Source organism: Microvirga arabica (assembly GCF_016811235.1).
GTDB classification, from domain to species: Bacteria; Pseudomonadota; Alphaproteobacteria; order Rhizobiales; family Beijerinckiaceae; genus Microvirga; species Microvirga arabica.
In genome coordinates, this window is record NZ_JAFBID010000010.1 from 75,465 (window position 1) to 87,368 (window position 11,904).

12 protein-coding genes are annotated in these 11,904 nt (G+C 60.6%); 7 read left to right on the plus strand and 5 right to left on the minus strand.

Translation table 11 applies throughout. The features are described 5' to 3' along the window. Window positions 1-24 precede the first annotated feature (24 nt). Window positions 25-1,569 (minus strand): sugar ABC transporter ATP-binding protein, encoded by a 1,545-nt coding sequence (locus JQC81_RS07750; RefSeq protein WP_203271238.1) that lies wholly within the window; start codon window positions 1,567-1,569, stop codon window positions 25-27. Window positions 1,570-2,079: 510 nt separating this feature from the next. Between JQC81_RS07750 and JQC81_RS07755 the strand changes: the two genes are divergently transcribed. Together JQC81_RS07755 and JQC81_RS07760 are read left to right on the plus strand one after the other, a co-directional pair. Further along, window positions 2,080-3,057, plus strand: a complete 978-nt coding sequence (locus tag JQC81_RS07755) for an aldo/keto reductase (RefSeq protein ID WP_203271239.1) — start codon at window positions 2,080-2,082, stop codon at window positions 3,055-3,057. Window positions 3,058-3,063: 6 nt separating this feature from the next. Next, a complete protein-coding gene (locus JQC81_RS07760) occupies window positions 3,064-3,495 on the plus strand; it encodes an RbsD/FucU family protein (protein ID WP_203271240.1) in 432 nt (143 codons plus the stop codon). Between the two features lie 60 nt (window positions 3,496-3,555). On the opposite strand, the gene JQC81_RS07765 is transcribed toward JQC81_RS07760, so the two are convergent. Together JQC81_RS07765 and JQC81_RS07770 are read right to left on the minus strand one after the other, a co-directional pair. Then, a complete protein-coding gene (locus JQC81_RS07765; protein ID WP_203271241.1) occupies window positions 3,556-4,056 on the minus strand; it encodes a GAF domain-containing protein in 501 nt (166 codons plus the stop codon). Window positions 4,057-4,196: 140 nt separating this feature from the next. Next, window positions 4,197-5,258 carry an endo-1,4-beta-xylanase gene (locus JQC81_RS07770; protein WP_246520291.1) on the minus strand — a complete coding sequence of 354 codons (1,062 nt, stop codon included), beginning with the start codon at window positions 5,256-5,258 and terminating at the stop codon, window positions 4,197-4,199. A 72-nt stretch (window positions 5,259-5,330) separates the two neighbouring features. On the opposite strand from JQC81_RS07770, the gene JQC81_RS07775 reads away from it, so the two are divergent. Genes JQC81_RS07775 through JQC81_RS07785 form a run of 3 tightly spaced genes read left to right on the plus strand, consistent with a single transcriptional unit; the run spans window position 5,331 to window position 8,120 of the window. Beyond that, complete coding sequence (locus JQC81_RS07775; RefSeq protein WP_203271243.1) at window positions 5,331-7,325, plus strand: PP2C family protein-serine/threonine phosphatase; 1,995 nt, start codon at window positions 5,331-5,333, stop codon at window positions 7,323-7,325. Then, a complete protein-coding gene (locus tag JQC81_RS34290; protein WP_203271244.1) occupies window positions 7,312-7,647 on the plus strand; it encodes an STAS domain-containing protein in 336 nt (111 codons plus the stop codon). The genes JQC81_RS07775 and JQC81_RS34290 overlap by 14 nt, the downstream gene beginning before the upstream one ends. Before the next feature lie 32 nt (window positions 7,648-7,679). Then, on the plus strand, window positions 7,680-8,120 hold the full coding sequence (locus tag JQC81_RS07785; protein WP_203271245.1) for an ATP-binding protein: 441 nt from the start codon (window positions 7,680-7,682) through the stop codon (window positions 8,118-8,120). Window positions 8,121-8,132: 12 nt separating this feature from the next. On the opposite strand, the gene JQC81_RS07790 is transcribed toward JQC81_RS07785, so the two are convergent. Continuing rightward, entirely contained in the window at window positions 8,133-8,597 is a 465-nt protein-coding gene (locus JQC81_RS07790; protein ID WP_203271246.1) for a hypothetical protein, read from the minus strand. 320 nt (window positions 8,598-8,917) lie between these two features. Between JQC81_RS07790 and JQC81_RS07795 the strand changes: the two genes are divergently transcribed. Continuing rightward, window positions 8,918-9,703, plus strand: coding sequence for a PIG-L deacetylase family protein (locus tag JQC81_RS07795; protein ID WP_203271247.1), 786 nt, complete (start codon window positions 8,918-8,920; stop codon window positions 9,701-9,703). 8 nt (window positions 9,704-9,711) lie between these two features. Next, window positions 9,712-10,029 (plus strand): STAS domain-containing protein, encoded by a 318-nt coding sequence (locus JQC81_RS07800; RefSeq protein ID WP_203271248.1) that lies wholly within the window; start codon window positions 9,712-9,714, stop codon window positions 10,027-10,029. Here JQC81_RS07800 and JQC81_RS07805 read toward each other — a convergent pair. Continuing rightward, the gene (locus tag JQC81_RS07805) at window positions 10,026-11,786 is read right to left on the minus strand and encodes a glycosyltransferase family 2 protein (RefSeq protein ID WP_203271249.1); all 1,761 of its coding nucleotides are present in this window, start codon (window positions 11,784-11,786) and stop codon (window positions 10,026-10,028) included. The genes JQC81_RS07800 and JQC81_RS07805 overlap by 4 nt on opposite strands. Window positions 11,787-11,904: the final 118 nt, after the last annotated feature.

Here is an 11,904-nt window from a genome sequence, read left to right on the forward strand (position 1 = left end):
TGCTATCTTTTTCTACGATGGTCGTCACGTGGTTGCTTCCCCAGTCGCCGCGTTCAGGCTCTCAGCTGTCAGGCTGTGCCGTTGTGTCGCCAAGCGCATGATATCCTCCTGGGTCGCTCCGTCGGCTGGGAGCTCACCCGTGAGCCGCCCCTCGCACATCACGGCGATCCTATGACTCATGCGCAGGATTTCGGGCAGCTCGGATGAAATCATCACGATGGCCCGGCCCTGGGCGGCGAGGGTGTTCAGCAGCTTGTAAATCTCGTTCTTCGCGCCGACATCGATGCCGCGGGTCGGCTCGTCGAAGAACAGAATTTCGCAATCCCGCGCCAGCCACTTCGCAATCACGATCTTCTGCTGGTTGCCGCCTGAAAGGAACCGCACCTCCTGAGCATCCGAAGGCGTCTTGATCCGCAACTGCTTGATGTAGGAGCGTGCCGTCTCGCGGATCGCCCGCGTCTTGAGGATCATGTTCAGGGAGAGGAACTTGCTCAGGCAGGGCATGACGATATTCGCCGCCACATCCATGCCGGTTGCCAGCCCGAAGCGCTTCCGGTCTTCAGACAGATAGCCGATGCCAAGCCGCACCGCATCTTTCGGCGATCGGATCGTCACCGGCTGGCCCTTGACGATGATGTCTCCTCCATCAAGCGGATCGGCACCGAAGATCGCCCGCGCGACCTCCGTGCGACCGGCTCCCATCAGACCGGCGAAGCCGAGAATCTCGCCCTTCCGCAGCTTGAAGCTGACGTCCTGAATCGCATTGCTTCGGCGGAGATTGCGGACCTCCAGGACCACGTCGTGGCTCGACAGGTCCGGAACATCCGTCTTGGTCTCGGTGATGCTGCGCCCAACCATCATCGATATGATGGTGTCGACGCTGGTCGACTCGGTTGGGACTGTACCGACATACTCACCGTCGCGCATGACGGTGACCCTGTCCGAAATCTCCTTCAGTTCATCCATCTTGTGGGAGATGTAGACGATGCCGACGCCCTCAGCTTTGAGCTGGCGGATGATGCCGAACAGCTCCGCGATCTCCGCCTTGTTCAAGGCGGCCGTGGGCTCATCCATGATCAGGACCTTGGACCTGAAGGACAGAGCCTTGGCGATCTCGACCATCTGCTGCATGGCGACCGTGAGGTCGCCGACCTCCGCCCGAGGATCGAGCGCGAGATTCATGCGCGAGAAGATCTCGGCTGTCGCCCGGTTCAGAGCTCCCTCGTCAACCAGAAATCCCATGGCCCGCCTGGGTTCGCGGCCGATGTAGATGTTCTGCGCGGCGGTGAGTTCATTCATCAGGTTCAGTTCCTGGTGAATGATGCCGATTCCGAGGTCTTGAGCAGCCCGAGGCGACGCAATGTCGACAGGCTTACCGTCAATGAGAACCTCGCCTCCGTCTTTCTGATAAATGCCGGCGAGCACCTTCATCAATGTGGATTTGCCGGCTCCATTCTCTCCCATAAGGGCGTGGACCTCGCCCGGGAGCAGTTCGAAACGGGCTTTCCTGAGAGCCTTCACGCCGGGAAATGACTTGTCGAGATCCCTGATCGTGACGAGCGGCGTCATGCGCAACGACTCATATGTCTTTGCATCACCGCATGGCGCTGCCGTCGGGAGACCGAACATGGAACAGAGGCCGCATCATAAACGGCAAAACTCGCGAGGCTCGGAACCTCCGTGCGCAGCCATGCGGCGGCGGTTGTGCCGCCCGACTTCCAAATCATTGCGGACGCCAACAGGACTTTGTCCTGCTCCTGCATCTGCTCCTCCCGACCGCCCCCTATGACGGTCCGTACCCATGGAGCTTTTCTGGTGGGCTCCTTCGGGCTTCGGCTCGGATCGAAAGCTCAAAAGCTTTTCTTGCCAGAATGATATTCATGAACATCAGGGGCAAGCAACTAAAATGTTAGTCAAAGGAAAGGGGCAGGCGAGAACACCGTAACACATGCTTGCTTCCTCCTAAGTGACGCTCCTGATGTCTCGTCGCTTGCCTGCCCGGAGGCGGCGCCATAGGCTTGGCCTAGTCCTCGCCGGACTCGGATTGAAGCTGTCGAGAGGCGCGAACGGAGTGATCAGATGCCCATCGACCCGGTACAGAAAACCCCTCTCGGACGCACGAATCTCTCGGTATCAAGGATCTGCTTCGGCACCTCATCTTTGGGGGACATGCCCGGAACCTATGGCTATGACGTCAGCGAAGATCGCGCTCGAGAGACTGTGCGGGCCATCTTCTCGGGCCCTGTGAATTTTCTCGATACGTCGCGCATCTATGGTTTCGGTCGCAGCGAAGAACGGATCGGCGATGTCATTCGCGAGCGTGGGGGATTGCCGGACGGATTTGTCCTCTCGACCAAGCTGGATCGCGACCCGGAAACTAACCGGTTCGATGCCTCCCAGGCGCGACAGTCCCTTGAGGAAAGCCTCAGGGCCCTCGGGCTCGACCGCATCGACCTCCTTCATCTTCACGATCCGGAGCACGCCGACTCGCTGGAAGTCACTACCGGCACGCTGGGAGCCCTCCCGGAGCTGTTCAAAATGAAGGAGGAAGGCTTGGTCAAAGCGGTTGGCCTCGCAGCAGGTCCGGTTGACGTCATGATGCCGCTCCTGCGCGACTGGGACTTCGACGCGATGATCACGCATAACCGCTTCACGTTGGCCAACCGCAATGCGGACGCCATGATCAGCTTCGCCCATTCGAAAGGCATCGCCGTTCTCAACGCGGCACCCTACGCGGGGGGCGTGCTGGCGAAGGGTTCCGAGTCCTACCCACGGTATGTTTACCAGGAGGCCTCAGAAGACGTGCTGGACCCGATCCGTCGGATCGAGGCCATCTGCGCCAGGCATGGCGTTCCGCCCGGCGCAGTCGCCCTGCAATTCTCGATGCGTGACGAGCGGATCACCTCGACGATCTGCGGCGTCAGCAAGCCTGAACGGGTTGCTCAGACTCTCGAGTGGGCACGCTGTTCCATCCCGGAAGCAGTCTGGGACGAACTGGCACCTCTGTCCTATTCCTCCGATGATCCCGAGGCGAGTCGCCAGTACAATCCAGGATAATCTTCCATGCTCAAGAACATCGATCCTCTCCTCTCCCCGGATCTGCTGATGGTGCTGCGCTCAATGGGGCATGGCGACGACATTGCCATTGTCGACGCCAACTTCCCGGCGGCCGCCATGGCCCGGCGTCTCGTGCGGCTCGACGGGCTGGCGGCGACGGACGTCACCAATGCGATTCTGTCGGTGATGCCCCTCGACGATTTCGTGCCGGAGGCCGCTTGGCGCATGGAAGTGGTTGGCGATCCCCAGGCGGAACAGCCGATCTTCGATGAGTTCCGCGCCATCCTAGCGCGTCATGAAGGCTCGAACTTTCGTCTCGCAAGCCTTGAGCGCTTCGCCTTCTATGAGCAGGCCAAAGCTGCCTACGCCATCGTCTCAACGGGTGAACGAAGGCTCTATGGCAATATCATCTTGAAGAAAGGTGTTGTGCGCGATTGATGATTTTGGCCGGTTTGCTACCAAGCTCTGGGCCGGGCATCTGAGCCCATGCAGGCGGCATCAGCCTCTCTTCTCGAGTTCAGTGGTGGCGATCTGACGGACGGCTCTGTCGGCATAAAGCTGGAGTTCGGCCTTGTCGCCTCGGGAGAAGGAGCGGGGTTTGGTGTCGATCAGGCACAAGGCACCGAGCCTGATGTTCTTCAGGAAGATCAAAGGAGCTCCAGCGTAGAATCGGATGAATGGGGCGCCGGTCACTAAAGGGCTATCCTTGAAGCGGTCGTCCGCCGAGGTGTCGTTGATAACGAAAACCTCGTCGCTCAGGACGGTATAGTTGCAGAAGGCCACGTCCCGGGGCGTCTCGCCCGGTTCCATGCCCTGCGCCGCCTTGATGCGCTGCTTGACTTTGTCCAGCAGGGTGAGAGTGCAAATCGGGATATCGAAGTGCAGTCGAGCCTCTTCGCAGATTTTGTCCAGCGCCGGGTCTGTCTTGGCATCGAGAGCGCCGGTCTCGAGGAGGATCCGCAGGCGCTCCTCCTCATTGGGGCCAATTGGAAAGGACATTGTTCTTGGGTCCTGAGTGCTTCTTTGATGAAGCATATTCTTCTGAGAGATGGTGCCGGACAGAAGGTTGGTGTTCAGTCGGTGTATAGTCCACTTAAAGCGGAACGTAAGCCATCACTATCCTTAGTAACCTACCTGCCTTAATCAGTTCCTATAATGGAGCCCAACCGGGTCCCGGCGCCGGTTCGCCGCCCATTCAGGAGGGCATCCTGGACCGCGTGCCAGGCCGGTTTTCTTCGAACGGCCCGGTCAAAGAGGAGCGGGCGCTGCCGGGCACCGTCGGGCCGGGGCCGGAAGCCGTTCAGCCACGTGCGGTCGTCAGTCAGGCCCCAGGTGCTCACGGCGATAACCTCCGCCTCCTCGAAGACGAGATCGAGGTAAGACCGATATGTCTCAGCCACGATGGCATCGCGCCGCCTCCGGTCTCGGGGGCAAAGGTGATCCGACACGTCCATCTCTGTGATCATGACGCTGAGGCCCATGGCTCGGATTTCCCGGAGGAAGGCTCGCAGTTCCGGGTGGTCCCGGGGCTGCTCCAGGGCGGTCAGGTGGGACTGGATGCCGAGGCAGGAAATCGGGGAGCCCTTGGCTTTTTCCCGCTCGAGCAGGGCGAGCATCTGCCGGCGCTTCCGTTCAGCGGCCGGTGAGGCGTATTCGAGCCCCATTTCGTTGAGAACCAGAATAGCCTTGGGATCCAGCAGAGATGCCTGATGGAAGGCAGTCGCGATATAATCAGGGCCGAAAGCTGCAAGAAAGGGTGTTAAGCGCAGGCCATCAGTTCGGCCATCGGCAGGTTCCAGCGGCTCATTCACAACATCCCAGGAATGGACCTGCCCGGCATACCGGGTCACGGTTGTCTTCAAATGATTCAGTGCGGCATCCCGGAACTGATCCACGGTCCCGGCCTGGAGGAATGCCGGGATAGACTCGTGCCACCAGAGGGTATGCCCGTGGACCGCAAGGGCGTTGCGCGATGCAAAGGAGACCAATTCGTCGGCGGCCGAGTACTCAGGAAGACCATGTTCCCGGCATATGGCATCCCACTTCAACTCATACTCAGGCGTAACAACAGAACAATTGTACAGAATCGCCCGGGTGAGAGGTTGCGACAGAAGGTCGGAGGTGCAAAAAGCGGTGCCGAAAAGCACACGGTTTTGAGCCGCGGCGCTCGACAAGCTGCTCTTCCTTGGCTCATTGTGCATTCTTCATTCCCCTGATCGAATGATATCACAGATAACCTTCCGCCCACCGCGATACCGCTGCAGACCCGCTTCATGAAGATCCGCCACATCCTTTTGATCCTGACGGCATTCCTCGGTGCTGCCTTGCTGATCGCCGTCGCGGTCCAGATTCGCGACGAGCTGCTCGGATACCAAACGGCGGAAAGGATGGTGGCGTCGAATACGGTACGGGAACGGCTTCTGCTCGGGACGGAGGCTCTCGCGAACGAACGCAGCCAGACATACATGCTGCTGATCGGACAGAGGAACGAAGCCAGCGGCCTCGTGGAACTCCGCGACGTGCGGCGACAGGTGGACGACCTGTTGAATGCAGCTGAGCGCGAGATCACAGCCACCCAGGCGTCGCTGAGCAACACCGCCAGCAGCCTGAAGACCGTATCGCGCATCCGACAGGACATCGGAATCCTGAGGCAGCAGGCAGATGGGTTTCTCGGAATTGCAGAGAGCTCAGGAGCGGAGCAATTCGCCCCGCGTTGGTTCCAGGAGGCCACCTGCCTCGTGGAGGAGTTGCAATCATCCCGGATGACCATTCTGCAACGGGAGAGGCCGCTCGATCCTGTGCTCAGAACCGAGGCCAACTTAAGGGCTTTTGCCGCCATCCTGAGTGAGAGCATCGCTCGAAACCAGGCCTTGATGAGCCGGGCACTCGAGAATCCATCCGAAGTCGGAGGGCTCGAGATTGACGCGATCAGTCAAAATGCCGGCCGCGCGGCACTGGCCTGGGAACTCATCGACGGACAGATGTCGGTGCCTTTGAGCGAGAGGGTCAAGGGGATCGTCTCAAGAACTCATGAGAACTACAGCTCCACCTTCGCGCCGCTTCAAAGATCCCTGCTGGCGGCACTCCTTGGGAAGGTGCCGCCCACGCTAGGTCCCGCGGAATGGTATGACTTGACCGGAAGGGCGCTCAGCAACATCGAGCTGATGCAGCGGGAGCTGCTTGGCAGTACGCGGGAGCGGCTTGAGGCTGAGCTCAGACGGGCTCAACGGTCCGTCGCCTTGTGGTCGATGCTGCTCCTGCTGGGGGCTGCCGCCGTGCTCGCCAGCATTCTGGTGGTGCGCCGACGGGTGGTCAGGCCCTTGGAGGGCCTCAGTCAGACCATGCTCAGGTTGGCGGACAACGACCTCGAGACGCCCCTGCCTCGCTTCTCTCGGGCGGACGAGATCGGCGAGATGAATGATGCGCTGCGGGTCTTCAAGGCCAATGCTATCCAACGGCAAAGGACCCAGAACGAGAAGCAAATCCTCCACGGGCGCCTTCGGGAGGCCTATAGCCAGCTCCAAAAAGATCTGGAGGCTGCCGCCGTCATCCAACGGACGATGCTGCCGCCATCCTCGCGGGTCGACGGTGTGGAATATCATGGCCTGTTCCGCCCTTCGAGCCTTATCGCCGGCGACACCTACAACGTGGTGCGGCGCACAGATGGCGCTGTCGGGTTCTTCCAGGTCGATGTCGCCGGTCATGGAGCCGCCGCAGCGCTCGTGTCGGTTGCCTGCCACCATGCATTGTCGCAAGCGATTCTGACCCGGACCCAGGGGACGCCGCTGGAGGAGATCGCCGTCCAGATCAACGAGGAGTGGCCCGAGGATCTGCCTTACTTCACCATGATTCTCGGTGAGATCGACGCCCGCACGCAGCGTGCCAGCATCATTCAGGCGGGGCATCCTTCACCGCTGGTGATCCGCTCCAACGGCGCCGTCGAGATGATTGGCGAGGGGGGATTTCCCGTCGGTATGCTGCCTGCCGCCTCCTACGAGAGGCTGGAGTTCGACCTGGGTCCGGGCGATCGCCTCTTCATCTATTCCGACGGGCTGGTCGAGGCTGAAGATCAGTCCGGCGAGCAATTCTCCGAAGACCGGTTGTGCGCGCTCGTGCGCGAAGCTGCCGCAGATCCAAGCGCCGTTCTTCTGGACAGGCTCGATGACGTCTTGCGCAACTGGCGGGGCTCTGAAACCTTGGATGATGACCTGAGCGTTCTCATGCTGGAGCGCTTACCCGAAAGGATGCCTGCGCATGCTGTCCACTGATCTACGCGATAATGTTCTCGTCGTCCGGGTTGAGGAGAAACGGATCGATGCCAGCAAGGCTCCGGCATTCAAAGATGAGATGACGCGGTGCATTGAGGCTGGACAGAACCAGATCGTTCTCGACCTGAGCCAAGTCGACTTCATCGACAGCTCCGGCCTTGGGGCCCTTGTCTCCTGTCTCAAGCGTCTTGGGCCAAGGGGGAGCCTGGCGGTTGCGGGCGCCACAGGGGCCGTCAGCCGCCTGTTCACGCTCACCCGAATGGACCGCGTTTTTGCTCTTCATCAGAGCGTGGATTCCGCGGTCGAACAGCTTTCCGCCTAATTTCCCGCCGCCAGAGCGCAGAAAGAGCCACGATGGTTTCCTCCATCAGCCTCTCAATCGACAGCGATCTCGACAAGGTATCGCTCCTCGCCCGCGCCGTTCGGGCACTCTGCGAGGATCTGCTCAGCCCGGACGACCAGGACGCCGTGGAACTCAGCCTTGTCGAGGCGATCAACAACGTCATCAAGCACGGGTATCACGGCGAGCGGGGCAAAGACGTTCAAGTGGCGGTCGGGCTTCAGGCCGATCAGGTGGTGATCGAGATCATCGACCATGCTCCCCCCATGCCGCCTCAGGTGCTGGACAGCACCTCGGAGGATGCCTTCACCTTCGATGAAACCGACATTGCCAATATTCCCGAAGGGGGCATGGGCTTGGCGCTCATCCGCATGAACATGGATGAGGTCGAATACCGTTCGAGCGAATCCGAGAACCGCCTGCGCATGGTCAAGCGGATCGTGCCCCTGTCGTAACGGGTCTCCGACTTACGGCGCTGACGCGAGGCTTGCGATTCTCTCCTGCAGAATCGGGAACGCCACCGCCGCGGCCCCCAAGGCGGAGACCAGCACCGGCGTGACCTCGCCTGTCTGGCGCTCCATGTCGGCAATGACCCTCTGGGCCCGCGCCAGCCCATCCTCGGGCCTCAGGATGCTGAGTTGAACGGCGGACGCCAGCGACGTCAGCAAAGCCGCTCGGGAGGCTGCGGCAATCGGCTCAGCCGAGTAGATCGCTTCCGTCCGCTGGAGATTGGCTCTCACTCTTGCCTCGACCACAGGCGAAATGTTTGGGGGAGCATTCCTCTGACGTGAGAGTTCAGATGCAACGCGCCCCTGGATTCGCTCTTCCGTGTCGAGGGTCTCAAGATAGATGATGATGCCTGTCGAGATCGCCAGCGCCGCGATGAAAGTGATCTGCCCTCGGGCCTTGAGGAGGCCTTCTCTGAAAGTCAACGTTGAGCCTCCGGTAAGCTTGGTACGCACTCCGCCACGGGCGGGCCCGTGCGAAGAGGTCGGAAACCTAATCGGCCAGTGCCCGACAAGGCAAGAGAGATGCGCAACAAGGGTGAGCGAGAGTCCCTTGTCTTTTTGAAACATAGTAACATTTACCGTTCGGTCACAATCCCATCATCCGCATCTGCATTCTGGTGCGATCCTCCCCAATTCGGGTTAATCCGTCTGGGACGATTCGTCTGCTCGGCCGGTTGGAAAGCTTCCTGAACCCAGGTGAGGCGGAAGGGACTGGCGAGTGAAACAGGCCTGTGAGTGTTCTCGTGTTTGGACCATCGCTTTTCATCCAGCCGCACTACGATGACGTTCCGCTCTCCTGTGGCGGAACCTTGGCGCTCCTGGCAGAGGGCGGGCATGAGCCGCGCATGATCACGGAATTTGCCAGCGAGTTGGTCGACGAGATGGTTGGTGAGTTCGCCGCCTGGAAGCATGAGCGGTGGAAGGTTAAGGACGCAGAGCAGGTCCTAGCCATTCGCCGTCAGGAGGATGCAGAGGCAGCCCAGGCTCTTGGATCCTCCGTTCGCTGGCTCGGGTTGCCGGATGCCATCTATCGCGGAGAGTGCTACAAGTCCGATCCCGAGCTTTTCGGGGTCTTGAAGCCCGAGGAGCTGGAACTCGCCGCTCATCTCGCTGAGGAGATGCGCCAGCTGCCGGAATGGCGCGACGACATGCAGGTCTTCGTTCCCTTGGGCATTGGCTCTCACGTAGATCATCAGCTGGTATTCGAGACGGGCCGGCGCCTCGCATCAGGAGGCGTCAAGGTCTTCGCCTATGAAGACTGTCCCTATGCGATCCACACGCCTGCCGGTGTCGCGGCACGTCTGACGGCTCTCGGAAATGCGGTTGGAGAGCCCGTCATTATGCCCATTGCGAAGACCCTCCAGAAGCGCCTTGAGTCGATTGCCTGCTACCGATCCCAGGTTCCCGTGATCTTCCGGTTCACGTCGGATTTCAGGGCTACTGTCACAGATTTTGCGATAAAGACGGGCGGCGATGCCGGAGCCGCTGAGCGGTTCTGGCCTGTTCATGCCTATGGTGGTTCAAGATGATTGTGGAGATGGAACAAACGGCCGAGGGGATTGCCCTTGCCCGCCTGTCAGGGCGGCTGGACGCTGCGGCGGCCCCTTATGTCCTGGCTCGCCTGAAGGATGCAGTGGCTGACGGAAAAAGCCGTCTTGCCGTTGATCTGTCCGAGGTCTCCTTCATAGACAGCACCGGGCTCGGCACCTTGGTGTCCGGTCTCAAGGCTGCCCGCAAAGCCGAGGGCGATCTGCGTCTGATCGCACCGAGCCCTCAGGCGCAGCGTCTCCTCCGTCTCACGACGCTCGATCGGGTGTTCGTCACGTCCGACACCCTAGACGAGGTCTGGGCTTAAGCCCCCTGCGACGGCAGCGCGCCTTCCACGATTGCAGCTTCGAACTCGGGATCGGGCTGCCAATAGGCCGCCCGGATTACCGGGAGCATCGACAGGGCATTGCTGAAACCCCAGAGGGTGTTGGCGATCATCGCCCCGAGCGTGTAGCCCTCACGTCCCATGCCATAGGCAGCCCACCCCCAGGCGAGACCTGCCATGGTGACAGCGACCAGGGCGATCTGCCACCTGACAAGACGGCCATAGGTTCCAACCTGCCGGTCCTTGGGCGTGACGGGAAACGAAATCTTTTTCCCGCGTACGACGGCCCAGAGCGCCTGCATGTTCAGCGGGAACATGGCGAGATACCAGGCACGGCCCTTGGCGTTCGAGTTGCCCCACATGGCAACGAGCTGCGACAGCTCGTTGAGCAGCAGGAACGGCGCGATATGCACGAAGAAATCGAGCGAGTAGCCGGATACCGGGGCAATGCCCGAGAACAGAAACACGATGGGCGAGATGAGGAAGACGATGTTCCAGATCGGAGACAGATACGAGTAGAAGGTCGAACCGTACATGAGCTTCTGCGGCAGCGTCAGCCCGCGCCGGAACAACGGGTTGTCATGGGCGAGAATGTCCAAGGTGCCGCCCGCATATTTGAAGCGCTGGATCGTCCAGCTGAGAAGGTCGTTGGGGGACAGCATCCTCGCCTGAACCACGGGATGCAGAACCGACTTCCACCCGCGCTCACGGTCGCTGTGCAGGACGATCGACGTGTAGATGTCCTCGGAGACGTGGAACTTGTAGGGTTGGAACTCCTCTTCCAGGGCGCTCTGCCAGCGCATGACATCGCTGATCGAATCGGTAATGGCCTGTTCGCCGGTCAGCTGTCGGGCGGCCCTCTCATTCCGCCCGGCCGCAGCGGCAACCTGATCGGACCATTGGCGAAGCGCCGCCTCCATGACGGCTTCACGCCGGTGGATCGAACCCGCACCGCAGCAGAAGCTCGCATTCGCCCAGTTGCGACGGCGCAGGATGACGTCGAAGAAAAGCTGTGGATCGTTGGCGAAGGGATCCTCGCCGATCTGAACCGGCCCGAAGACGCGCTCGAACGCTCTGCCGATTCCTCGACCCACCGCTCCAAGACGACGTCCGAGCGCGGCCGGCAGCGGTATGCCTGGAGGGATGTCGTAGAACCAGTGCGGTGTCTGCACCCAGGCCACCTTCGGATCCCTGAAATAGCCGAGCGTCTCTTCCAGGAATGTGGGGAACGGATGCATGTCGGCATCGCAGATCAGGATGAAGTCCCCGGACGTGGAGGACATGGCATTCCTGAGGTTGCCGGCCTTGAAGCCCACATTGTCGGAGCGGGTGAGGTAATTTACTCCCTCTTCCCGGGCGACCGCCTCCATGGCCGGACGCTTTCCGTCGTCAAGGACGTGAATCTGCACATTGATGGGGTGGGGATAGGTGAGCTTCTTGGCCGCCTGCAGGCCGACGCGAACGAGCTCTGGATCTTCACTATAGGTTGCGAAGAAAACATCCACGGACACGGGCCTGTCCGGCACCTCCGCATCACCGGTGCAGTCGCGCACAGTCACTGGCACGGGAGCGCGCACTGGCGATTGAGCGCTCCAGAGATTCGCCGTGAAGAGGACGAGGCCGATGAAGGACCCCGTCTCGGCGATCAGGAGAGGGATCGAGAACCAGAGAGCGTCATAGTTGATGGAGTAGAGCCACCGCCAGCCGATATACCATGTTCCAAAGACGAGGCTCCCCACGCACAGAAACTGCCACAGTGTTTCGTGCCATGGGGAAAAAGGAAGCGGCGTCCAGGGGGTCTGACTCTGAAAGCGGGACAAGGGACGGGACAAGAAAGACGTCTCCAGAAGATACGCT